The sequence below is a fragment of the Cytobacillus sp. QJM3NY_8 genome, assembly GCF_056173585.1.
In genome coordinates, this window is the sequence record NZ_CM149681.1 from 3091743 (window position 1) to 3115564 (window position 23822).

Below are 23822 nucleotides of genomic sequence, written 5' to 3' on the forward strand. Positions count from 1 at the left end.
TAGCACCCTTTTTACCCTTTTCTGGTACAGCTCGATTGACATTAAACATCTAATTATTTATTTTGAGTTTTGTTTTCCATAGTGGCCCCCGGTTCTTTGAATCGTTTCCGTCCCCCTAGAATACATTAATATTTGTCGATGGTAGCACCGAGAACAGAGGCACGAATGAAAGGAAGGTCTTGAAAGCGTTTAAGCTCTTCAGCTGTTCCCGTCACAACAGCTCCGTTATATCGAATCTTCCCTTCAGTGGAACGGGTGTTTTCCTCAATTCCTTTTAAAGCTTCGTTGACTATACTTTTACGGACTCCTTTTTTCTTTAATTCTTTCAGCGTTCTCATAAAAAACTCTTCATGTTGGCTGGCATAAGGCTCTTGAGGATTAATATCAAATCCAAAAGCTCCACCCCCGCCTTTTGTCTTTACACTATCACTATCTAGTTCATCTTCCATTCTATGCATTTGAGCTTTCGTCGACGTGTCTACCCACAACCAATTCACATTTTTATAACCAAGCTGCTTGGAAACCTCAGCTAATGTCATTGGCTTATCAAAGGAAAGTGCTACTTCAATTAACTTATTTTTATCTAAATCAGCAGCAATATCTAGTTCATGAGGTAAATAATCGTATCTTAAACCCGGATAATAAAAATCAATTTTTCGTTCATTATTAAAATTGTTATAGCGTATATGGCGATGAGCTTCTTTATCAAGTGAAGTAGTATAAACCATACCGCTCCCTTGACTAAGAGTTTCTATCCTGCCGAATAAAGGTATTTTTTTCATTTTCGTATCCCATAATATAGAACGGTCTCCTACCGTCTTAAAAGTTCTTTCGTCTACTGTTACACTAAATAGATCATAATTATAAGAGCCACCACCCGATGATAGGTTTGCGCCATAAATGGGGTCCAAAAGAGACTTCTGGTTGTCATCTTCAATACGCTGATTTAGTATGTATTGGCTGCCGCTTATCAGTACATATAATAAAACGATTGTTGTCAAAACAGTAATGCCAATATATTTGAATGTTTGTTTTATCTTGGATCTTTTTACGGCTAACTGTAAAGAAGGCTTGCTCATAAAGTCAATCTCTTTCTCATCCTCTTCTTTTGATAAACGTTTATCACTCATCGCTTTCCTCCTTGTAAATCTTCGCTAGTTGTTTTCTAGCCCTAAATAAATTTGTCCTTACTGAATTGATATTTGATCCCAGCAGCTCTGCAATTTCTTTATAGGACAAGCCGGATTGGTACTTTAACAATAATAGTTCTTTAAAGTACGGCTTTAGCTTGGAAATTGCAAACGAAAGATGATTGTTCCGCTCTTTTTCAATAAAGAGCTCTTCTGGCTGATCCGCCGCAACCAATTTTGTAACATTTGCATCTAAATCAAGCTTATATCTCTGTTGTTTTCTGCATTGATCATAATAAAAATTTAATGCTACACGTATTAGCCAGCTACGTATTTTTGAAGCTTTAATGGAATCGTAATATAGTAAGTATTTGTACGCAGTTTCCTGAACAGCATCCTCAGCATCAGCTTGAGAAATTCCTAATTTACGTAAGTACCTATATACGATGTTAAGCTCTGTATTCAATGCATTATTCTTATTTAACTCATTCATTACTCCCCTCCTGAATACTAGACGTATTCGATAAGAAAAAATATACAGCAGTTCGTAATTATTTTTTTAAATATATAGGGGTTCAGCCGAGATACGTGTAAAAATAGGTCATATCTTTCTTTTTTTTTCCAAATTACGCGATATCAAGAATAGCATTAAAGAAACATTATTCAACCTAAAAAAGTCGAATTCCTGTACGCAAAGAAACCGATTTTTTAGATTTGATTATTCAAATAAAGCACCCTATAGAGTTGAAGAAGGACGATTACCAATTTTATGGCTAACGTTCTTTTTTATTTCCTGCTGAACAGTATCCTTGTACTCCGCTGCTGGAAAGCTGTTCTTCTTAAAGATATGCGCCCTACATATCAAAAAGAGATAGTGGGTTAATCCTTTACATTTTCCTTGCATACTTCACTAACTAGCTGCCATAACGTGTTGTTTTCTTTATTTTGCGGTCCAAGCCTATTACAATTTTCATATGAGGCTTTGAATTCCTTTATTCTTTGCATCAAACTCTATTGAATCTTTCAAAGGTAACTATTTATTTTGTCGTTTGTTAACTTCAATCTTAATGAACTCCGGCAAATAGCTGGGAGTACATCCTTTTGCTGCTATTTCATCTTTATAAAGACCCGTTTTCTCACCAAGTTTAATACAACGTGCACGATTCTTTTCATCATAAACGCCTATCCAGCCTGCGGTGAAATTCATAGCCCATTGAACTTCCGGTTCTTCCTGCGTAATATTAGCTTCTAATGCAGATAGCAAGTCTTCGGTGTTATCAGGCGGTGTTTGTCCAGTCCATCTCAATCGCCCTTGATAATACCAGAAAGCTCGTCTTTGAAGAGCAGAAGAACTATTTTCCCATGACTCCATCAATGCAATTGTCTTCTTGTCTTTGGTAATCTGATTAGCCATTAACCAATCCATTAAGTTATTTCGCTCATCAAAAGTGTGAGTCTGTATATCCTTATCAAGCTTATTTAGCACATCTTGTGAAAGAAGTTTTTTGTCCATAATTAAGATTGCTAATAGTCTTGGCAAAAACTCTTCGGTTGACCAAAGTTCCATAGCTAGTTCGTGATCTTTTTTAATGTCCTTCGCGATTTTTCGTAAGTCGCCTAGCTTAGTTTTACTATTGATCTGAGATAGAATGTTTTCTGCTTTTAAAGAGCGTTTTATATCTGTACCTTTATTTTCATTCATTTTATACAACTCCTTTATTGAAGCACTGTTTCATAATATGTCCTTGACAGGATATATCAAGAACTTAATTTCGTTATAAGTCTTATTGATTGCAGTGGTGTGCCTCCAAAGTTTATCTTTTTTAATATTGTAGCATAAATCTTATTTAAAGCTTTCTCCATCTATATTGTTCCCAACCTGCCCTGTTAGTCGACTAATAAAAGGCTGCCGAAGCAAACCTTGATCTTCAACTTTAGCCCTCATTAGTTTAAAAAGACAATAGAGTAACTTATATAGTAAATTAGTAAGTAGTATTTGCAAAAGGAGTTCATTCTTATGAATATATTAATTTTAGGTGCAACTGGACGAATTGGAAGTCAAATAGTTACTTATGCCCTTCGTGACAGACATAATGTTACTGTATTAGTTCGTACTCCCGGGAAGATTCAAATTAATAATGAAAATTTAACCATTATTCAAGGGAATGTTTTAAATAAAGGTGATATCGTATGTGCAATGCATGGGATTGATATAGTTATTAGTGCACTAAATACTGATGGCACCACCACTCTATCAGAAAGTATGCCACTTATTATAGAAACAATGGAAAATGAAGGTATAAAACGAATAATAACTATAGGAACTGCAGGTATCCTGCAAAGTAGGACCACTCCAAATTCTCTGCGTTATCAGTCAAGTGAATCAAAGCGTAAGTCAACCCGTGCAGTGAAAGAACATCATAAAGTTTATGATATACTCAAACAATCAACCCTCGAATGGACGATTGTCTGTCCTACCTACTTGCCGGATGGGGAAAGGATAGGTAAATATCGTATAGAGCGAAGTTTTTTGCCGGAAGATGGAGTTGAAATATCCGTTCCGGATACAGCAGAATTTACATTTAGACAGATAAAAACAAGCGATTATATAAAATCACGTGTAGGTATCGCCTACTAATAAGATTCTTATACTACTTTCATAAATATAAGTTTTGATAAACAAATAGATGGGGAAACCCGTCTTTATGAATGTCACAACAGTTGCTATTAAACAATTTCTTGTTCAACAAACCTCCCCGTTTTGTTGAACAAGAAAAAAGCCGCCTGATTCGGCAGCTGATCTTGAACATAAGCACCCTAATAACTTCCACAAAAAAGAGCACTTCTCCTTCTTAGGAAATGCATACCATTGCTTTAAGGAGAAACCCTACTATCTTAGGTCTTCATCTTTGCGTCTGCTCTACTAATTAGTGCAATAAATAGTCGCGTTAAAAGAGATTTAATGATTATACTAAAAAAAGTATGATACCATCTCCACTTTCTGGTCCATTCAACTAAATTCGTCTTTCTTTCTGCGAGAAATTCAATTAAAAATACAGGGATCGTAATAATAAATAATTTATAGATAATGCCAAAGGCTTTATCTTTTGCTGTCATCTGATTATATACTATCGTAAAAGTAGGATATAAAAAGAAATCAAACAATATATGTGTATCAAAAATCTTCGGAAATAGGCGATTTGGGTATTTAATTATTTTATTTTTAGTTAAAACTTTATCAATGATTCCATTCGTAACAGCATTAAATAAGTAAACGATAATCCAATCTTTTATTGGAGACTTTCGATGAATAAGGGGTAGTAAAACTCCTAAATTTAAAATGAGTGCACTGAGTAATAATTTTTCCTCAAACTTTTTTTTTCTCATAAAGTATCCATACACCTTTTTATTTTTAATGTGTTCTACTCAAATGGTTTTATTCAACAAACCTTCCCTTTTGTAGAATAAGACAAAGCTATCTGATTCGGCAGCTGATCTTGAATATAAGCACCCTTAAGTTGAATAACCGCCTTCTCCGGTAGTGCATTATTTTATCGATTATATCGAAATGCGAATTGACTTTTATCATTCACTTTAATGCCTTATAACTTTCATACCTAAATTCCCGATGGCTTCTTGTTATTCTTCGTTTTAAACTCCTGCATCCACACATTAATAAAGCCTTCAATTAACTTTGATCGGAGTTTTAGTTCAATATAATTGCTTCCCTTAACTATTTGTCTCAAGAATTCATAAACCAATTTAAGCTGGGCAAACTGTTAGGGGTTCCACAATATTAACTCTCTGCCAATTTAATCCTTTTTTGCCAATCAAAGAATTTATATCGATGAAGACTGTTTTATGCATACCTTATATGGATTGCTTTGATTATTTGCTGCATATAAATATGCGAATTGGAAAAACCTTGATAGTTATTATCCAACTTTTTTATTTCTCTGCTTCTGGGATTTTTTATATCAGTTATTCCTATTCAATCATTCCTTATGGGTTTTTAAACCTTCATTTGATCACTTTTACCTCCCAAACCACAGCTTTATTGTTGTATTCCGAATGCTAACTATTTATTTTTCTGCAGTAATAATTAGAAACTGATCTATCATTTTGTTTCAACAGATTCGAACTACTTGAATTTATTCTTTTTGTTTAAACTTGATTTATTTAGGGTTTAAAAAATATAGGGGGGACTTCCATCCTTTTCATTCATTATTCTTCTATCACTTACAAGGTAATTACGATTCTCATTTACCCATCCGTTCGAATACGGAATACCTTTCGTATTCCTCAATACCCAACCAAAACATATCTATTTAGGTTGCTTTCATCAATGCTATTCTCTTTGATTTGTCAATTAGTACAGCGAGAATATTTGCTAAGTCTTCATCGGTATTGAGTGTTCCGAAACATTGGTTTTAAGAATGTCAGAAGTTATTTTATATTCCCAATATTGATGTCAAACAATCATGGTCAAGTATCAGACTGTCTCATGCCTGTCTTAAAAACTATCCTTAATCGTATTCCTTCATCATAAAGATAATTAAGATTATCAAATAATTGTTCTAGGACATACTCTTTCTGGTTTTCTTTTATATTTTAGTGGGAGTAGTAATAGAACGGAGAATTTTCACATAACTTTTTGGGAAAGTTAACTGTTGTCGGATATTATTCGATGAACTTTCTTAACTTTATAAAAGTTAAATGATCACTGAAGGGAGAGTTTTACATGAAACTGTATCAAGTAAGAAAAGGACAATTTGTATATTTTAACAATGAATTGCACAGGGTATATTCTGTGAAGCCTGTATACAAACAGTCCGTCCATCTTATCAAACTTAAAGATTTAACGCAGCATTTATCCACTGCCTCGAAAATTGAAAAATATAAACCCAAACAGCTTGACAGCTTTATTTTCAACCATAAGGCTTATACACTTCACAAGGATAAAAAAGCTGAAGAAGGGGACTATATCTTAATTACAAATCCAAATCCCGATTACATGGATTACTACTCATTAAACGAAATTGAAATTGTATTGTCTGTTGAAACCGATGGGGTTATCACAACTAAGTATAATGGGGTTAAACATAACGAGTATTTACTGATGATTCCAGGCCGTGATAATGACAGTCACACTATAGATTATTTTGATAAAAATATGGCAAATAGTAATTTAATGAGCAACGATTCTGATCAACCTGAAAAAAATACCCAAGTTAATATGCCGAGTATTGGTGATGTATATAAAAAAAGAGGTGGGGATCATCCGCTTCAGACGATGGTGGTCGCCATCAACGGTGATACGATTTTTTTGGGAAATAATTTAGAACTCTCTTTGAATGAGTTAAACGATAATGAAATATGGGAGTTTCAATATAGCCTCCTAGAGGACTAACCATGGAGAAGGCTTGAAATGAACGCAAGAGTCTGAAAGGTGGATTTGATGAAAAAAGTAACGGTTGTTTTTACGATTTCAGTTATTATTTCCGTTTTATTTGTCCTCTGGGGTGCCTTCGCGCCCAATAATCTTGCAAGTGTAACAGGCAAAATCCAAAAATTTCTTCAAATGAATTTTGGCTGGTTTTATCTTATTGTGGCAAGCGTCATCTTGCTTTTCGCGATCTACTTAATCTTCTCTAAATATGGAAAAATTAAACTTGGCAAGGACGATGAAAAGCCCGAATATGGTCTCGTCAGTTGGTTTTCTATGTTATTCAGCGCTGGTATGGGTATTGGCATTGTTTTCTATGGCGTAGCCGAACCATTACAGGATTATATGAACCCACCTTTTGGAGATCCCGGTACAACGCAGGCTGCAACTGATGCCATGCGGTATTCCTTCTTCCATTGGGGACTCCACCCTTGGGGAATATATGCCGTGGTCGCCCTCGCCCTAGCCTATTTTAAATTTAGAAAAGGGGCACCAGGATTAATTAGTGCCACATTTTATCCACTATTAGGAGATAGGGTAAAAGGGTGGACAGGCAAGCTCATTGACATTATTGCCGTTTTTGCAACGATATTTGGTGTCGCTACGTCATTAGGACTTGGTGCAGCCCAAATTAATGGCGGTTTACATTTTATATATCCTAACATTCCAAACAACATTGTTGTTCAATTTTTTATTATTGCTATCGTTACGATATTATTTATGCTGTCATCTATATCTGGGTTAGGACGTGGAATAAAGTGGCTAAGTAACTCGAATGTAATTGTTGCCATTGCCTTGATGCTATTTTTATTATTTGCGGGCAATACAAGTTTCTTGCTTAATTATTTCACATCTACCCTTGGAAGCTATATCCAAAAACTGCCGGAGATGAGTTTGAATATCTCTCCATTTGACCAGCAGCACAGCAAATGGATGCAAAGCTGGACACTTTTTTATTGGGCTTGGTGGATTGCCTGGGCTCCATTTGTAGGGACGTTTATCGCCCGTGTTTCAAGGGGACGTACAGTACGTGAGTTTATTATCGGTGTTTTAGTTGTTCCAACCATTTTTTGTACATTATGGTTTTCCATTTTTGGCGGCTCTGGCATGTACTTAGAACGAGTCATGAATGTAAACCTCGGAGAAGTGATAAGCACCCAAGGTAGCGAAGTATCTTTATTTGCTGTATTGGCGCATTTTCCATTGAGCACTTTCACATCTATATTAGCGATTTTACTTATTAGTACATTTTTTATTACTTCGGCAGACTCAGCAACATTTGTTCTAGGTATGCAAACGACTAACGGAAGTTTAAATCCTCCAAACATCACAAAAATTGTATGGGGAATCCTTGTATCTGCAGCGGCATTGATTCTGCTTTGGTCCGGTGGATTGAACGCCCTGCAAACGGCGTCAATTATCGCGGCCTTCCCTTTTGCGTTCATCCTAATTTTTATCATGTTTTCGTTGATTAAATCCTTTAGGGAAGAGTTTAAAACAAGAAAGCGAAAGTAAGTGGAGTAAAACGTTAAACGGTCTGGTTGAGACCGTTTTTTCTGTGTGGCCGGCTCTACTAAACAACGCTACTTTAATTAAATTAAGCTCTACATGAAAATATAAGAAATCAGAAGTAATCGGGTATATTCTGCCAAGTTAAACCAACTATGACCTGTCGGATCCAAATCGACAATACTTTCTCCATACTACATGCTTTATCGTTTCCGAAATCCACTGAGGAAAATACTCAAAACCTTCTTTTGCATTTTTAAAATAACAAGGGATTCCAAACTCCATTCCCCTGAAATCCCTGGGCACGTGCCACATGCTTGAATTTCGAGATACGATATCCACCCCTATAATCAGTGTAAGGAGTAATTTGAGCAATCTTCTTATTCTTGTTATTATTCATTTTAAAGCCTCCTGGTATTTGAGAGTAATGTCCTTTTCGCTTGCCGGCTTCAGGACTCTCTCATTCTACCAAGAGGTTATTTTTTTGTTCAGACCCAATTTACCTTCATAACAGGAATGCTGCCCCTATACTTGAATAAAAAAGACCGGCTGTGATTGCAGCCGATCCTTTAGAATGTACCCGTTAGCTTTATAAAATGTCTTGCCTTATTTCTTTAATCATGAATTCAATGAATTCATAAAAAGTCTGGGAAACAACTTCGCTACTAAATGTTTCTCCGTTATATTCATTTAGACAACGTTCAACCAACTGCTGGTATTTATGAGGCAGGTTATTTAATCCCCATTCCCCGCCTTCGCGCTTTGAAGATATCTTACCTTCTTTAATAAAAAAAAGAACTCGACAGAGATTTAAGGTTAGGTACATAGGAGTCAGGTACGCAGGTGGATTGCTAATGATCTCCTCCGCAGCTCCCTCCACATCATGCAGAATGGAGGCAAGGTAATACTGACTATCGATTGGTTCATAAAGTTCACTTAATGGTTTTCCATACAGTGTTAATCCTCTCTCATAGGCAACAACAATTTGTGAAGCTAAATCCTCATCTTCAAATCCCCCGCAAAGATAATTCTCATTTGTGCGATATTTCTCCCTATGATATTCCGAGTAATGAAACTCGAAAGGAGTCGGATAAACAAACTTTTTTAGGTAAGTTTCTAAAATAATGGTAAACTCTATTCCACGCTCATTAGACATCTCATCATGTAAAGATAAAGATAATTTTGCGATCCTAGAAATATTTGCTGGTGTTAGCTTTTCATTTACAACGACTAAGAAATCGATATCACTTTTTTGGGGATTATAACACCCCATTGCTAGAGATCCATGCAAATAAATCCCTATCAAATTATCCCTAAGTTCTTCTTTAAAAAGTATTGTTATTTTGTCTAAGAAAAGTTTTGTATCCAAACCAATCCACTCCCCATATTCTTCCATCACCATTCTAAGTATAGATCCACTGAAAACTTGGTCAAGGTAAAACTTATATATAATTAAATCAACTGATGCTACCCTTTAGTTGAATATTAAAAAAGAGCTGAATCCTATTGGATCTTCAACTCTTTCACCCGTTAGTTTAATAGCAATAGGTAAGACTTTGATGTAATCTCCATCTTTTCCCCTGCTCCACACCCAACGTGCGATTTTCACCGCATTAGGCGTTCCATCTTATTCTTTTAGACTAAAGCAATTAAATTACAAACTTTACGGAATTGGTTTAGTTTCTTCAGTTGTTTTCCATCCAATTGAAGAATGTTCCTATATCGTTCAATCGTCGTTTCATTAGTAGCATGGATTAATCTATGTACATCTTCATGTACGATTACAAGATTGCTAAATTCATCTGTCCCCCCCATATGTCGGGGTAACTTATGGTGACAGTGCAGCTTATCGGATGTCAAAAATTCCCCTGTTACAGCACATTTTCCTAGTTGCATAGAGTACCTTGAAATTTTGTTATCTGCAAATTCTAAGTTGTCTTTACCGTAAGGTATTTGTAACATCTTGTTTATTTCTATGGCAATGTCAGCCCTAAGATTTTGATGAAGTTTAAGCCTTCCTTCTTTTGTATAGTCACATATATCTTGACTGAAGTTCATGGCATTACTTGTTTGTGTATCTCCGAAGAGAAATAAATGCAAACCAGCAATTTTATATGTTTTGAAATTATTCTTATGAAGTCTCTTGTATGTTTCCGATGGATTAATGGGTTTTCCATATTTCCCAATTGATTTTAGACGATTATACATGGTTTTCGTTAGACGATAGGCTATTTTTCCAAAGTCAATATTTACATGAGTTGCAATTTTAAAGTAATTTTTTATTCCGAGAATATAAGAGTTATAATCCAAAACAGTTTTTGGCGTTGGCTTATTTTGAATCTCGCGAATTAAATATCTAAGTTTATCTAGTATGTTTTTCTTCTTTTTATCCATAATATGTGTATTGGCTACATATTTATTACGCTTGGATACTGCTTTAATAGAAAAACCTAGAAAATCAGATTTTCTCTTTCTTAGATTAGTAATCGCTGATTTCTCGGAAGATACATCAAGGTTTAATTGATTTTTTAGGTATTCTTTGGTGGCGTGATGTATTCTTATAGCTGATTCATGAGAATTTGTGAAAATCTTGAAGTCATCCGCATATCTGATGATATACATTTGTTTGAGATTCGTTTTCTTTAACGCTCTAGTCTTACTATTAGGTGCATAAGAATGTTTTAGTTTTAAGCATTCCCATTGGTTAGCTATCCACCAATCTAAATCATTTAAAACAATGTTCGATAGTAGGGGGGATAGGATACCTCCTTGCGGAGTTCCTTTAGTTGGAACACCTATGCCTTTTATTGGTGCCTTTAACATTTTTGAAACAATGGCTAATACTCTTTTATCCCGTATACCTATACTGTACATTTGTTTAATTAATTTTGAATGGCTTACATTGTCAAAAAAACCTTTTATATCAATGTCTACTACATGATGTAACTTCACATTATTGACTAAGAACTGACATCTAGCCATTACATGATGAGTTGACCTATTTAGTCTGAAACCGTATGAATGGTGATAAAATTTAGCCTCACAAATTGGTTCTAATACTTGTTTGAACATCTGTTGTATTAACCTATCTCTCATAGTTGGAATTCCTAATGGTCTTTTCTTTCCATTCGGTTTAGGTATTTCAACTCTTCGTACCGTTTGAGGTTTATAATTCTTTAATGCTTTTCGAATTACTTCAATAAATTCATCAACGTTTTCAATTTTATATTTATCAATCGTGATGCCATCAGTTCCAGCTGTTTTTGAACCTGTATTCGCTTTGATGTTTCGAAAGGCTAATAAGATATTGTCTTTCGATATGATATGTTCATATAGCCTTAAACCCTTTGTAGCATTGTTTTTACTTCGCTCGTAAAGGTCATCAAATATGTCTTGCATACTGTAATATTCTGCATGCCGTAAAGCTGTACTCACCGATGGATTGTTTCTCCTTCCTTGCGGAAAATCCCATCATCGTACTCGACCCTGTGAGTTTCATTAAATTGATTTGCCTTCAACGAATAAGACTTGGGACCATCCCTCCACGTTCGTTACACGTTTCATCGGTACTATATCCCTACTTTCGCAAGAATAAAGTCACTTCGATGTTTATTTATCTTATAGACACCATCCAGATAGTAGTCTTTTAATAGTGGATGTTTCTTACTTACAACGTTCCGATTAACCTAGCTTTACATATATCCGTAGGTGCTTACTTTAAGCCTGTCAATTCTATATCCTCATTAGTTAGATATTCCGAGGTTCCTATGTACTAGTCGTACTTTTCGGTGTTTGACACTGCATTTACAGCATACGTCTTTCGAGCGTATTAGATTCTAGACCTGTACATTCGCAAGTTCGTCAGTCCATCTGGACATTCTCACCTTAGATATTTTATAGCATCCCGACCTATCATGAACCATATTCTGTTTAAGAACTTAGGTACATTTCAGCCGACTTCACCTAGCTTCATACACGTTCGGGCTACTACCATTCCGTGCATGTAGGAGTATCAGATAACTCGTTTCAGCTCAACATGACGGCCCTCATTCCAAGTTTCAATTAATCAGTTGTGATTGCTTTTTAGCAATCCTCCTATTTCGTGTTTATACACTTATAAGGAAACGTTTCGCACAGTACATTTCTTCACAAACTTTAGGAAAAAAACGATGGTGGATGCTATATCTCCTAAAGCAAATGACTCGAGTTACTATTTACTGTCAATCTTTTGAAATCAGAAACCATTTCATCAAATATATTTTTCTGCTCTAAAAATGGGGAGTGATTACTTTCTTCAAATATATATAATCTTGAGTTTCTTATTCCTTCGTTGATTTCTTCAGAAAAAACCAAAGGGCATTGTGCATCATATTTTCCACAAAAAACAATCGTGGGGGTTGTTACATTTGGCAGCTCGCTTTGGATATCAAAATTGGGTAGGTCTTTAAACGAATAGTAATCTAATCTCTTTTGCACAACTTTCCCACTACTTGGTTTTGAGAAGTATTCATCCCATCTTTCAGGACTATGTAATGACATACTTGTCCATTCCTTACTAGCTTCTCTTCTCTCTTCCTTAGTTGAGGTTGGAGATTTTAGTATTGAGAAAATATCCTTTAATCGTTTATTTAAGAGACTTTTTGGACAATACATACTTCCTTCGTGTTCCATATACCGCCTTGAAGATGCTGCACCTCCAATTAATAACCTTTCAAGAGAATGCGGGTACATTAAAGCATAAACCAAACCTAACATTCCTCCGGTTGAATGTCCTGCAAAACTCCATTGTTTATAATTTAGTGCTTCCCTAATCGCCTCCAAGTCTTTGACACTTTCACTTATACTGAGATCGGCATCACAAGAAACTTTGTCAGATTTACCAGCTTCTTTTAAATTAATCAAATACACTTTGAAATGCTTTACGAAAGAATCAGCAAAATAGTTACCTAATTCATTAAACTCAGTATATAAATGGGTAATACAAAGAGCTTCTCCACTTCCTTGAGTAAAGTATTCAAATTCTCCTCTAGATGTCTGAACGAAATTTTTCTCCCACATACTAATCCCCCTTCAACTCAATAAAATAGGCCTTGAATAGTTTCTATGATACGTATGGGAAATCCTCCCTGTTCAACTCCCTCAGTTTAATACGGTTTACTCACGAATGCTCGCTTATTCGCAGGATTTCATCCTCCATGGATATATATTTCTAAATTGAAAAGAGTAGATTCTGGACAAATGGCTACATGAAGACATAGTTAAATAGAGGAGTAGGATTATACTCCAAATTCTACCATATGATGTACTTCTCCACGCCAGCCCTTGGAGGCTTTCCCTCCCATGTCTCAACGGGTCAATTGCCCTCTCATTCCTTCGTCATGCCTATCCAAGGGGTGGAGGCCAGTTATGCTAACCTGATGGGTCAGTGCCCTTTTGTTGAACAAACCTGGTACTCCGTACATATTTGAAATCCTGCGAATAAGCCAACACTCGATCTTTAAAAATATAAGGGGTAATGATTCTCTTCGAGAAAAAGTGAATTGGACTACGCTGCCAACTCAGTTAACGGCTGGACCTTCTTGGCACAATAAGCTTCGTTTTTTCGCGCTATCCCTACAAAGATCCTAGCTAACTTCCCGATCAGCTTCATTATAGATTTCATTTTTTTCATTTTCTTGAGCTTAACATTATTCGAGTGGAGGGCTTTAAATTCCGGGTTGTTCATTACCAGACTCATAGTAGCTAAATAGAGGAAACGTCTTAACCTTGATCTTCCACGCTTTGAAATGATAATTTGCCCTTTCCACTTCCCTGAACTGGCTTCGGCTAGATGGAGTCCTGCATGGCGAAGTAAAGAGTTGCCGTGTGAAAAACCACTTAAATCTCCTGCTTCCCCTAAAATACCAGCTAACGAAATTTCACTAATTCCCTTAATCATAAGTAACTTATTCGCGAAAGGAATTTTAGGTAGTTCATCCTTGATTGCCAGCTCAACTCTTTCAAGTTGTTGAATCGCAAGGTCATACTCTTCGAGTAATTGTTCAAGATGAAATTTATAAGCTTCTAATGCTTGCCTTGTACCAACTGATTTCCTGGCTACATTGAGGAGTAAATAGGCTTTCTTTAATCCAGGCTGTCGCTTCATCAATAACTTCCACCCGGCCACGATCTCTTCAGGCTTCATGGAACCCAGTTCCATCGGAGATGGGAAAAGCCGAAGTGTTGCGATGGCCCCTTTAGCAGTGATGTCTTTAAATACTTGTCTAAGCTCGGGGAAGACAATATCCACCCAGCGATTCAATTGATTAATCGAGCTTACAAGCCTCTTAACAATGACATCCCGATTCGACATAAGTACCCTGAGCTTTTCAAACGACTCAGAAGTATCTCTTACAAAGGAATAGTAACCGTTCTTCACCATATCTGCTATTACAAGAGCGTCTTTTTTATCACTCTTTGATTGGGTATTATCACGGTTTTCTTTATTTCTTTTCACCAAATGAGGGTTAACTGTCACTACCTCAATATCTTGTTTCATCAGCCATTTAGAAAGATTAATCCAATAATGACCGGTAGGTTCCATACCAACTATGGCAGCCTCAAGTTTATGTAAACTTTTAATGCTATTAATCCAGATTAACAGGGACGAAAATCCCTCTTCGTTGTTTGGAAAAGTGATTGGATCTCCTACTACAATCCCACGGAAATTCACTGCTCTGGCTACGTGAAATTGTTGAGCAATATCCACACCAACCACAAGATGTTTTTCAGTAATTCTTTCTATTAGTTGATTTTGTTTGTCCTGCATTTTAAACTTCATAGTAAGGGTTCCTCCTAAGTTTGAGTTAGAGTCGTGTCTTACTCATATCTTACTGAGGAGCCCTATTTTTTTCAAAGCTCAAAAATAACGATCTACAGGAATGCTAACCTCCCTCAATAAAAGAAGCGAAAACGGCTGTTTACTCTTGTTTTCTTAGATTTTCAATAGTTAATTACCTGCCGGTAAGCCCTTTATGGGATTTATCACTTTAAAGTATATATTAGGATCCTTAAAGAAAACAGAATTATAACCAACTAACCAATCAACTACAGAAATTGGTGGATGAGTCAATATATAATTGCACTGGTCGATGTCCACAATTAATAAGGCATAAGAGAACCTGATTTTATTTATACAGAATTTTCATAAAATTCTGTTGACAAATGTGACCAATTAAAATTAATATGTAAACAAGTTGTTATTAGCAACTAAATTTATGAACTAAGGAACTAAACTATATGAATGAAAAAATCGAAAAAATTAAGAAGTTTAACCGTTTTTATCTTAATGTTGTTGGTTTGTATGCTCAGTATTCAAAAGGAAGCCCCTATTCAATGTCAGAAGCGATGATTTTATATGAGATAGATAAAAGGAAGAGATGTACAGCTTCTCAATTATCCGAGTATTTCGACTTCGATAAAGGTTATGTAAGTAGAATGATACATAAGCTCAGCAAACAAAAACTTATTGAACGGGTATCGGATAACCAAGATAAACGGAAGAAATATTTGCATATCACTGAAAAAGGGCAAAAAGTTCTTAAAGAACTTTCAGATAATGCCAGCCATGATGTAAGGAGGATGATTGAAAAAATTGATTTGGAACAAGTAAATTCTCTTATTCAATCAATGGAAGAAATCGAGAAAATTTTATCAGTCAATAAAGGAGGAAGATTTGATGAGGAATAATAAGCTCCTGATTACATTTCTTTTAATCATTACGATGTTATTGGCAGCATGTACAGAAAGTACGAATGTGGATGGTAATTCCAGTAGTTCACCAGATTCCAGTTCAGGTGCTAATAGTCAGGGTCCCCTTGTCATCGGTTTTGAAGCAGACGCTACCACACTTCTAGCAAATCACGATGTCAACTACACCACAGATACGCTAATTCGTAATATTTATGATCCACTGATTGATCGAGATTCTCAAACAGCTGAGTTTGTCCCTGTTCTTGCAGAGGAATGGAAAAATATAGATGAAAAAACATGGTACTTAAAGCTGAAAGAAGGAATTAAGTTCCATAACGGAGCAGATTTTAATGCAAATGCAGTTAAATTTAGTATCGACTACATCTTAGATGAAAGTAACGGGTCATTTTACCGTTCAAGATGGGCTAACGTTGAGGAGGTCGTTGTACTTTCAGATTACGAAGTGGAGATCCATACATCCGTGCCTTTTCCAAGCTTAATCCAACGAATTGCAGAAGATTTGCTCATTATAGAACCTGGCTATGTTGAAGAAGTAGGTATAGAGAAAGCATCAAGCAAACCAGTTGGTACAGGGGCATATACGTTTGTTGAATGGTCAAGAGATAACCATTTGAAATTAAAAGCTTTTGAAGATTATTGGCAAGGAAAACCTGAGATTGAGGAAGTTGAGTTCCGAATTATTCCGGAATTTAGCGCAAGGATGTCTGCTTTTATGAGCGGAGAAATATATTTATTTAAGAACATCCCTGTCGACTCAGTTAAACAATTTGAAAGTAATGAAGTAAAACAAATTTCTTCTTCACGTATCAATTACTTAGCATTATCGAACCTTGTCGATGGTCCATTAAAAGATGTCAAAGTTAGACAAGCGATTAATCACGCTATCAATGCAAATGAACTTCTAGAAACTGTATTAAGTGGGTATGGATCGAGAATTACAGGACCGCTGTCCCAATTGAATGCTGATTATGCTGAAACTAAAGAATACGACTATGACCCAGATCTTGCCGTAAAGTTAATCGAAGAAGCTGGCTATAGTCCAGAAGAATTAACATTAACTTTGGATACACCAAGTGGTCGATATCCGATGGACTCCCATATTGCTCAAGCCATTGCTTCACAATTACAAAGTATTGGGATCAATGTAGAAGTAAGGGTGAATGAATGGGGACAGCATTTGGAGAAAATTCAAAAAAGAGAAACTGGTGATATGTACATTCTTGGATGGGGGCCAGCTTTCGATGCCCAGTCAACAATTGAAAACTTGTTCACTTTAGAAGCGCCATACAGTAGTTTTTACCAGGAGAATATTGAGAAAAAGATTAAGGAAACAAACCAATCGTTTGATCAAGAAGCGCGCTATGCTGGATACGCTGAGCTTCAACAGGAGTTAGTAGAACAAGCTGCTTGGGTTCCATTATGGCAACAAGCAGACCTTTACGCTGTTAAATCCTCTTTAAATTTCTCACCTCGTGTTGATGAGAAAATGAACGTGTTTGAGATGTCATGGAATTAAATTTATAGTTTCAAAGAAGAGAGGGTCCCCTTCTCTCTTCTTTTATTCCAAGGGATAAGGCGGGGTGCTACTATGTTAGATTTTATAATTAAAAGATTAATACAAGTGGTCATCGTTGTATTTCTTGCTCTAACAGCAGTCTTCTTTTTAATTCGTCTTTCGGGAGATCCGACCACACTATTCCTCCCGCCTGATGCGCCAAGGGAACAAATTGAAGAATATCGTGAGTTATTAGGATTTAACCGCCCACTATATGTTCAATATACTGACTTCATGAAAGGCGCCATTCAAGGTGATTTTGGAGAATCTTTAAGAAGTGGCGACGATGCTCTAGGACTAGTTTTAGAAAGAATGCCTGCAACTTTTCAACTAGCATTCTCAGCATTGTTATTATCAATCATCATCGCTATTCCACTTGGTGTTCTATCTGCATATAAACGAAACACCCTATTTGATAAAGCAAGTGTAGGGATTACGGTTATCGGTCAGGCTATCCCCAGTTTTTGGTTTGGTTTAATTTTAATTTTTATTTTTGCTGCTCAACTAAAATTATTTCCATCGAGTGGAGGCGGCTCTGTTAATCACATGGTGCTTCCAGTTATTACACTAGCTTTGTATAGCGTATCGCGTTTTGTCCGCTTTACTCGATCGGCCATGCTAGATGTATTAAATAAAGACTATATCCGAACATCCAAAGCAGCTGGAACACCAACATCCACGCTAATTATGAAATACGCCTTAAAAAATTCTTTGATTCCGATTCTCACATTAATTGCGCTTGATCTCGGTGTTTTATTAGGCGGCGCTGTTATTACGGAAGCTGTTTTTTCTTGGCCTGGTGTTGGTAGACTATTACACCAGTCATTAATGAATCGAGATTTCCCAATTGTATTGGCTGGCGTATTTATCATTGCCATCATTTATGCAGTCATCAACTTTATTACAGATATTTTATATGCATATGTGAACCCCCAAATTAGAGTGAAGTAGGTGAAGCTGTGGAAACCAGTACAATTACAACCACTAATAAATCAATTGATATGAAATTTAAAAAGAAATCTAAATTCAAGGATTTCTTTCGAAAACTGTCAAAAAGCTGGGCTGGGTTGCTCGGTTTTTGCATCATTATCTTTTTAGTAGTTCTCAGTCTATTTGGGCAATGGATTGCCCCTTTTGATCCTATGGATGCCCCATTACGAGATCGTCTACTACCTCCTTTTACAGACGGTCACATATTAGGAACCGATCAATTAGGAAGAGATATACTTTCTAGAATCATTGCAGGTACAAAAGTATCCTTAATCATCGGGTTAGCCACAGCTTTATTAGCCGGGGTCATTGGCACCATCGTGGGTGTGATTGCAGGATACTTTAGGGGCTGGATTGATATAGTTCTAATGCGAATTGTGGATGTTCAATTAAGTTTTCCATTTATCTTATTAGTACTCGTCATAAGTGCAGTACTTGGAGCAGGACTTACAAACATTATCATATCTCTTGCTTTAGCTGGATGGGTTATTTTTGCCAGAGTTATTCGTAGTGAAGTGTTGGCTTTGAGAGAAAAGGAATTTATTACAGCAGCAATCGCAACTGGTGTGCCGAAATTCGAGATATTAGTAAGACATATCCTTCCTAATATCTTTACACCCATCATTATTTTGATCTCTTTACAAATGGGCACATACATTATCGCAGAAGCATCCGTAAGTTTCTTAGGATTCGGAGTTCAACCGCCTACTCCTGCATGGGGCAATATGCTTAATGAAGGAAAGGATTATATTTTCAGTTCTTGGTGGTTAATCACATTCCCGGGTATTGCGATTATCCTCACTACTCTTGGGGTTAATTTATTCGGTGACTGGTTAAGGGATACACTCGATCCAGAACTAAAAGGCGAATAATAGGAGGTGAAAAAAAATGACTGAAGTACTTCTTGAAATCAAAAATCTTGGTATCCAATTTAGTACAGGAGAAGGTACCGTTCAACCGATTCGAGGGGTAAATTTCTCCTTGAAAAAAAATGAAACTCTTGGGGTTGTTGGTGAATCTGGCAGTGGAAAAAGTGTTACTTCATTAGCGATAATGGGACTTTTACCAGAGAAAAAAAGCAAGATTGTTTCTGGGAGTATTCATTTTAATAATATAGATGTAACTACTCTAGATAATCACCAATACAGAAAACTTCGCGGGAATGAAATATCCATGATATTCCAGGAACCAATGACCTCTCTCAATCCTGTTTTTACAATAGGTGAACAATTAAGTGAGCCACTAAAACAGCATAAAAAAATGCCAAAGAAAGAAAGAAAAGAAGCCATCATCAATATGTTAAAGCAAGTGGGCATTCCAAGAGCGGAACAGATTATTAACGAATATCCTCATCAATTATCAGGCGGTATGAGGCAACGCATAATTATTTCATTAGCCCTTTTATGCGATCCTAAACTCCTCATTTGCGATGAACCTACTACTGCTTTAGATGTAACCATTCAAGCTCAAATCTTAGAACTGATGAAGCAAATTAAAGCTGAAAAAGATATGAGTCTTCTTTTTATCACACATGATTTGGGTGTGGTAGCAGAAATGTGCGATCGTGTTGTGGTCATGTATGCTGGGGAGATTGTTGAAGTGGCAGAGATCCATGAACTATTTGACAATCCCCTACATCCATATACAAAAGGTCTAATCCATTCACTTCCGACGAATAATTCGAGAAAAAGCAAACTCTATTCCATTAACGGACAAGTACCTAGGCCTGATGAAATTGGTGAAGGCTGCACATTCGCCAATCGATGTCCATATGCATTTGATAAATGCACTGTGAGCGCCCCTCCTACTTTTTCAATGGGAGAGCATTTAAGTAAATGTTGGCTACAAGAGTCCAATCGGCAGGTGAATATTCATTGACGGAAAAGCCCTTACTAGAAGTTAAGAATCTAAAAAAATACTATGATATATCACAAGGTCTCTTTAAGCCGAAGCTAGTAGTAAAGGCTGTAGACGATATTAGTTTTTCGATTAATAAAGGAGAAACTTTTGCCCTAGTTGGAGAATCTGGTTGCGGAAAATCGACAACTGGGAGAACCATATTAAGGTTAACTGGTGCAACTTCAGGTGAAATCCGATACAAGGGGCAAGACCTTCTATCATTACAGACTGAAAAAATGCGCTCATTACGGAAAGAGATGCAAATGGTTTTTCAGGATCCGTACGCTTCTCTTAATCCTAAGATGACCATTAAACAAATCTTAATGGAACCGCTCCGAGTCCATAAGAAATTTCATCCTGACGAACGGTTGGAGAAAATTATCGAGATTCTAGAAATCGTCGGTCTCTCTAAAACACATCTTGATCGGCACCCTAATGAATTTTCCGGTGGACAAAGGCAGCGGATCGGCATAGCTAGGACTGTTATTTTAAACCCAGACTTTATTATAGCAGACGAACCCGTTTCTGCTCTTGATGTATCTGTTCAATCACAAGTTATTAATTTAATGCTCGAGCTACAAAAAGATTTTGGTTTGACATACTTATTTATTTCCCACGATTTAAGTGTAGTTAAACATATGACAGACCGAGTTGCTGTTATGTATCTTGGGAAAATTGTAGAATTAGCCGACACTGAAGAATTGTTTTCAAATCCAAAGCACCCTTATACTCAGGCATTAATCTCAGCTATCCCTGTATCTCACCCTAGAGAAGCGAAAGAACGAATCGTATTGAAAGGAGATGTTCCTAACCCTGCCAATCCACCTTCTGGATGCACGTTCCACACAAGATGCCCATTTGTCATGGAAATGTGTAAATCTATTGAACCTTCACTCACAGAAATAGTTACAGGTCATACCGCAAGCTGCCATCTATATACCAATAACAAGGAGGAAAAAACAAATGCTATTATCTATTCCTAAATACGAATTTAAAGAAAGACAAGAAAAGTTTAAAAGCATTTACAAAGGAAAGGAATGTGATGCTACCGTTCTTTTCTCTGTAACAGATATCTTTTACTTAACTGGATTTCATTTCCATCCTACCGAGAGACCTATTGGTTTGCTGATTGATCCGCAAGATAAAGTTCACTTATTTGTTCCAGCATTAGAGCATGAACATGCGGAAGAATATAGTGTTGTGGATTATGTACATTCATATCCTGAATATCCGGGAATTAAGCACCCGATGGAGTATTTCAAAGAAATCTTAATAGAATATGGGTTTGAGAATAAAACGATTGGTTTTGATTCTATAGGCTATGGCTCCCCAATGGGCTATCGTGGTCCTGCTATAGATCAGCTAATCGACTCGAAGCAATTTGTATCTTTACAAGGTGTAGTTGAAGAAATGAGATTTATTAAGAGTCCAAATGAAATTGAATTAATTAAAGAATCCTGTCGCTGGGGAAATCTAGTGCACCGCTTGCTCCAAAAGTATACCAAAAGTGGTTTAAGTGAAATTGAAATTACTAGTAAGGCTTCGAATGAAGCAACAAAAGCCATGATTGATACTCTTGGACCCGATTATAAACCACATGGTCAAACACCTTACGCTGTTTTTCGCGGTCAAGTCGGTCCAGAATCTGCTTTCCCCCATGCCGTAACACAAAATATCGTACTAAAAAAAGGAGACACTCTAGTGACGGGAGCAGCATCCAGTGTTTTTGGATATACAAGTGAGTTAGAGCGAGTCATGTTCGTTGAAGAATATTCTAAAGAGCAGGAAAAATATTTTCACCATATGTATGAAGCCCAAGAAGTTGCATTTAAAGCCATCAAACCTGGAAGAACGTACTCTGATGTTGAAAAAGATGTTCAAGCATATTTCAAAGAAAACAACTTAACAGAATTAACGAGACACCATACCGGCCACAACATCGGAATACTAGGGCATGAAGCACCGTTTTTCGACTTAGGTGATCACACATTACTAAAACCAGGCATGGTTGTTACCGTTGAGCCTGGAATATATGTGAAGGGCTTAGGTGGATTTAGACACTCTGATACGGTTCTTGTGACAGAAGATGGTATTGAAATGTTGACCTATTACCCGAGAGACCTCCAATCCTTAATTTGTTACTAAAGGAATTATCCTTAGTACCAATAATGAATGACTCAATCTTTCTGAAAGGACGGTTGAGTCATTATAATTTTTTCTGAGGTACTTTAAATGAATTTTTTTATTTCGGCCAGTGGAACTTAAAAAGTAATGGAAAATGGAAAAAACGCACTTTACCCAAAGGATTAATTAACTACGATAGTAGTTTTACTCACTTGGGTAAAGTGCGTTCATAAATTAAAGATAATAACGCCCGCCCGGGTGTTATTAAAAATGAAAAGAAGAAGTATAAGTCTAGAATACCCTCTTCATGCTCCATATCGGACCAGGGCTTGGTACGATCTTAACTGCTTCTGAGCTTCCAGTAGCTGTAACATTTTCTGCACTTATCTTAGCTGAATTAGTAAGTTTTTCACATTGGCTAGGAGTTGTCATTATATTAATAAATATAAATGCGAATTGTCCATACCTACTCCCCCAATCTTTCAATACCTCCTCAACAGCATCGAGAGCATCATCTCCATCAGTACCTAAAACAATAAAGAGAGAGACTCATTTTTGAATCAGAAAAGCCCGAGTTTTTAAGATAATTAATCAAATCTTATTGAAGGAGAGCTTAAATTTGTATTTCACTCTTTTCGCAAATACTTTATCTTTAAAATACTGAAAACCATATAAAACCAATGCTACAATCTTAAAACATTCATTAATTAAATTTTTTTCGAACCAAGCTAATAAGCAATTAATTCATAAAACAAGCGTTAATCCTTCTTGGATTAACGCCATGTTAATTAATATAATTGCAGCAAACTTTGCCTTCTATATGTTAAATTTCGTTATTTGACCTCGTTCAAATGCTCTTCAAGACGATTCCAAGTATCTGTAATGCCTTGCAGCATACCCATTTCCATTACGGACTGAAGCGCTTCTGCGGAAACGTATTCTCCACGGTTAATTATTTTCGTTTTGCCGTCTACATCCACAAATTCCAGAGTCACTTCTGTAGATGGCATTTCCTCGTTAATTGTCCCTTCAGCATCGGAAAAATAGTCTGTATAGCTGATGCTCTCCGGCTCGCTAATCTCCTTGTATATCCCCTTGCCCCAGGATTCCATGCCATAGAATTGGCCCTGATTCCGATCAACACACTTCATGCAATAATGCCATACTCCACCAGGTCTGAAGTCAACGCTGCAGACCGGGAGCTCCCATCCTCTCGGACCCCACCAATGTTTCAGGTGTTCCGGTTCTTTGAACATTTTATAGACAAGCTCGCGCGGTGCATCGAATACGCGCTCCAATACCAGCACTCGTTCATCTTCAACTCTTGAAAGCATTGCATTATTTGACATTGTTACTCCTCCATTAGAAGCTGTATTTGTAAAACCGTTTGTAACTGAAGAGACAGATTTTGTTGAGC

The 23822-nt window shown here is 36.5% G+C and carries 20 protein-coding genes and 1 pseudogene; 11 read left to right on the forward strand and 10 right to left on the reverse strand.

The annotated features are described in order from the left end of the window. Positions 1–125: 125 nt before the first annotated feature. The 3 genes from AC0VZ9_RS15945 to AC0VZ9_RS15955 all read right to left on the reverse strand — a co-directional run bounded on the left by AC0VZ9_RS15945 (position 126) and on the right by AC0VZ9_RS15955 (position 2832). Positions 126–1130 (reverse strand): anti sigma factor C-terminal domain-containing protein, encoded by a 1005-nt coding sequence (locus tag AC0VZ9_RS15945; protein WP_071157098.1) that lies wholly within the window; start codon positions 1128–1130, stop codon positions 126–128. Then, positions 1123–1623, reverse strand: a complete 501-nt coding sequence (locus AC0VZ9_RS15950) for an RNA polymerase sigma factor (RefSeq protein ID WP_071157100.1) — start codon at positions 1621–1623, stop codon at positions 1123–1125. Before AC0VZ9_RS15950 ends, AC0VZ9_RS15945 begins: the two co-directional genes overlap by 8 nt. Positions 1624–2163: 540 nt before the next feature. After that, positions 2164–2832 (reverse strand): DNA alkylation repair protein, encoded by a 669-nt coding sequence (locus tag AC0VZ9_RS15955; RefSeq protein WP_475396442.1) that lies wholly within the window; start codon positions 2830–2832, stop codon positions 2164–2166. Between the two features lie 315 nt (positions 2833–3147). Here AC0VZ9_RS15955 and AC0VZ9_RS15960 point away from each other — a divergent pair, with 315 nt between their 5' ends. Then, positions 3148–3768, forward strand: a complete 621-nt coding sequence (locus AC0VZ9_RS15960) for an NAD(P)-dependent oxidoreductase (RefSeq protein ID WP_475396443.1) — start codon at positions 3148–3150, stop codon at positions 3766–3768. 257 nt (positions 3769–4025) lie between these two features. Here AC0VZ9_RS15960 and AC0VZ9_RS15965 read toward each other — a convergent pair whose 3' ends face one another. Beyond that, positions 4026–4517, reverse strand: a complete 492-nt coding sequence (locus AC0VZ9_RS15965) for a CBO0543 family protein (RefSeq protein WP_475396444.1) — start codon at positions 4515–4517, stop codon at positions 4026–4028. 1354 nt (positions 4518–5871) lie between these two features. Between AC0VZ9_RS15965 and AC0VZ9_RS15970 the strand changes: the two genes are divergently transcribed. Together AC0VZ9_RS15970 and AC0VZ9_RS15975 are read left to right on the forward strand one after the other, a co-directional pair. Next, positions 5872–6540 (forward strand): hypothetical protein, encoded by a 669-nt coding sequence (locus AC0VZ9_RS15970; protein WP_475396445.1) that lies wholly within the window; start codon positions 5872–5874, stop codon positions 6538–6540. Between the two features lie 48 nt (positions 6541–6588). Continuing rightward, entirely contained in the window at positions 6589–8091 is a 1503-nt protein-coding gene (locus tag AC0VZ9_RS15975; RefSeq protein WP_475396446.1) for a glycine betaine uptake BCCT transporter, read from the forward strand. Positions 8092–8341: 250 nt separating this feature from the next. On the opposite strand, the gene AC0VZ9_RS15980 is transcribed toward AC0VZ9_RS15975, so the two are convergent. The 5 genes from AC0VZ9_RS15980 to AC0VZ9_RS16000 form a co-directional block, all read right to left on the reverse strand. Then, entirely contained in the window at positions 8342–8485 is a 144-nt protein-coding gene (locus AC0VZ9_RS15980) for a hypothetical protein (RefSeq protein ID WP_475396447.1), read from the reverse strand. Between the two features lie 189 nt (positions 8486–8674). Next, complete coding sequence (locus AC0VZ9_RS15985) at positions 8675–9487, reverse strand: aminoglycoside adenylyltransferase domain-containing protein (RefSeq protein WP_475396448.1); 813 nt, start codon at positions 9485–9487, stop codon at positions 8675–8677. A gap of 233 nt (positions 9488–9720) precedes the next feature. Next, positions 9721–11520: a group II intron reverse transcriptase/maturase gene (ltrA, locus tag AC0VZ9_RS15990; RefSeq protein WP_159871190.1), complete on the reverse strand. Its 1800-nt coding sequence runs from the start codon at positions 11518–11520 to the stop codon at positions 9721–9723. 753 nt (positions 11521–12273) lie between these two features. Then, on the reverse strand, positions 12274–13143 hold the full coding sequence (locus tag AC0VZ9_RS15995; protein ID WP_475396449.1) for an alpha/beta fold hydrolase: 870 nt from the start codon (positions 13141–13143) through the stop codon (positions 12274–12276). A gap of 487 nt (positions 13144–13630) precedes the next feature. After that, positions 13631–14905 (reverse strand): IS110 family RNA-guided transposase, encoded by a 1275-nt coding sequence (locus AC0VZ9_RS16000; RefSeq protein ID WP_009336805.1) that lies wholly within the window; start codon positions 14903–14905, stop codon positions 13631–13633. Positions 14906–15363: 458 nt separating this feature from the next. Here AC0VZ9_RS16000 and AC0VZ9_RS16005 point away from each other — a divergent pair, with 458 nt between their 5' ends. From AC0VZ9_RS16005 to AC0VZ9_RS16040, 8 genes and pseudogenes are all read left to right on the forward strand, one after another. Continuing rightward, positions 15364–15813, forward strand: a complete 450-nt coding sequence (locus AC0VZ9_RS16005; protein ID WP_258752449.1) for a MarR family winged helix-turn-helix transcriptional regulator — start codon at positions 15364–15366, stop codon at positions 15811–15813. Next, positions 15803–17353: an ABC transporter substrate-binding protein gene (locus AC0VZ9_RS16010; protein WP_475396450.1), complete on the forward strand. Its 1551-nt coding sequence runs from the start codon at positions 15803–15805 to the stop codon at positions 17351–17353. Before AC0VZ9_RS16005 ends, AC0VZ9_RS16010 begins: the two co-directional genes overlap by 11 nt. Before the next feature lie 72 nt (positions 17354–17425). After that, positions 17426–18343: an ABC transporter permease gene (locus AC0VZ9_RS16015; protein ID WP_475396451.1), complete on the forward strand. Its 918-nt coding sequence runs from the start codon at positions 17426–17428 to the stop codon at positions 18341–18343. An 8-nt stretch (positions 18344–18351) separates the two neighbouring features. Continuing rightward, complete coding sequence (locus AC0VZ9_RS16020) at positions 18352–19254, forward strand: ABC transporter permease (protein WP_284521844.1); 903 nt, start codon at positions 18352–18354, stop codon at positions 19252–19254. 16 nt (positions 19255–19270) lie between these two features. Beyond that, positions 19271–20260 (forward strand): ABC transporter ATP-binding protein, encoded by a 990-nt coding sequence (locus tag AC0VZ9_RS16025; RefSeq protein WP_475396452.1) that lies wholly within the window; start codon positions 19271–19273, stop codon positions 20258–20260. Further along, positions 20218–21264, forward strand: coding sequence for an ABC transporter ATP-binding protein (locus tag AC0VZ9_RS16030; RefSeq protein WP_423376005.1), 1047 nt, complete (start codon positions 20218–20220; stop codon positions 21262–21264). Before AC0VZ9_RS16025 ends, AC0VZ9_RS16030 begins: the two co-directional genes overlap by 43 nt. Beyond that, positions 21245–22426: a M24 family metallopeptidase gene (locus tag AC0VZ9_RS16035; RefSeq protein WP_251265155.1), complete on the forward strand. Its 1182-nt coding sequence runs from the start codon at positions 21245–21247 to the stop codon at positions 22424–22426. The genes AC0VZ9_RS16030 and AC0VZ9_RS16035 overlap by 20 nt, the downstream gene beginning before the upstream one ends. 286 nt (positions 22427–22712) lie before the next feature. Further along, a pseudogene (locus AC0VZ9_RS16040) lies at positions 22713–22964 on the forward strand (hypothetical protein); the annotation flags it as partial. A 274-nt stretch (positions 22965–23238) separates the two neighbouring features. Here the strand turns inward: AC0VZ9_RS16040 and AC0VZ9_RS16045 are convergent. Then, on the reverse strand, positions 23239–23754 hold the full coding sequence (locus AC0VZ9_RS16045) for an SRPBCC family protein (RefSeq protein ID WP_475396453.1): 516 nt from the start codon (positions 23752–23754) through the stop codon (positions 23239–23241). Between the last annotated feature and the right edge of the window lie 68 nt (positions 23755–23822).

Coding starts and splice junctions, on each gene's coding strand:
- AC0VZ9_RS16035 (WP_251265155.1), top strand. CDS start 21,245: ATGCTATTATCTATTCCTAAATACGAATTTAAAGAAAGACAAGAAAAG.
- AC0VZ9_RS15995 (WP_475396449.1), bottom strand. CDS start 13,143: ATGTGGGAGAAAAATTTCGTTCAGACATCTAGAGGAGAATTTGAATAC.
- AC0VZ9_RS16015 (WP_475396451.1), top strand. CDS start 17,426: ATGTTAGATTTTATAATTAAAAGATTAATACAAGTGGTCATCGTTGTA.
- AC0VZ9_RS16045 (WP_475396453.1), bottom strand. CDS start 23,754: ATGTCAAATAATGCAATGCTTTCAAGAGTTGAAGATGAACGAGTGCTG.
- AC0VZ9_RS15960 (WP_475396443.1), top strand. CDS start 3,148: ATGAATATATTAATTTTAGGTGCAACTGGACGAATTGGAAGTCAAATA.
- AC0VZ9_RS15980 (WP_475396447.1), bottom strand. CDS start 8,485: ATGAATAATAACAAGAATAAGAAGATTGCTCAAATTACTCCTTACACT.
- AC0VZ9_RS15965 (WP_475396444.1), bottom strand. CDS start 4,517: ATGAGAAAAAAAAAGTTTGAGGAAAAATTATTACTCAGTGCACTCATT.
- AC0VZ9_RS15945 (WP_071157098.1), bottom strand. CDS start 1,130: ATGAGTGATAAACGTTTATCAAAAGAAGAGGATGAGAAAGAGATTGAC.
- AC0VZ9_RS16010 (WP_475396450.1), top strand. CDS start 15,803: ATGAGGAATAATAAGCTCCTGATTACATTTCTTTTAATCATTACGATG.
- AC0VZ9_RS15970 (WP_475396445.1), top strand. CDS start 5,872: ATGAAACTGTATCAAGTAAGAAAAGGACAATTTGTATATTTTAACAAT.
- AC0VZ9_RS16000 (WP_009336805.1), bottom strand. CDS start 14,905: ATGAAGTTTAAAATGCAGGACAAACAAAATCAACTAATAGAAAGAATT.
- AC0VZ9_RS15975 (WP_475396446.1), top strand. CDS start 6,589: ATGAAAAAAGTAACGGTTGTTTTTACGATTTCAGTTATTATTTCCGTT.
- AC0VZ9_RS15950 (WP_071157100.1), bottom strand. CDS start 1,623: ATGAATGAGTTAAATAAGAATAATGCATTGAATACAGAGCTTAACATC.
- AC0VZ9_RS16025 (WP_475396452.1), top strand. CDS start 19,271: ATGACTGAAGTACTTCTTGAAATCAAAAATCTTGGTATCCAATTTAGT.
- AC0VZ9_RS15955 (WP_475396442.1), bottom strand. CDS start 2,832: ATGAATGAAAATAAAGGTACAGATATAAAACGCTCTTTAAAAGCAGAA.
- AC0VZ9_RS16005 (WP_258752449.1), top strand. CDS start 15,364: ATGAATGAAAAAATCGAAAAAATTAAGAAGTTTAACCGTTTTTATCTT.
- AC0VZ9_RS16030 (WP_423376005.1), top strand. CDS start 20,218: ATGTTGGCTACAAGAGTCCAATCGGCAGGTGAATATTCATTGACGGAA.
- AC0VZ9_RS15985 (WP_475396448.1), bottom strand. CDS start 9,487: ATGGTGATGGAAGAATATGGGGAGTGGATTGGTTTGGATACAAAACTT.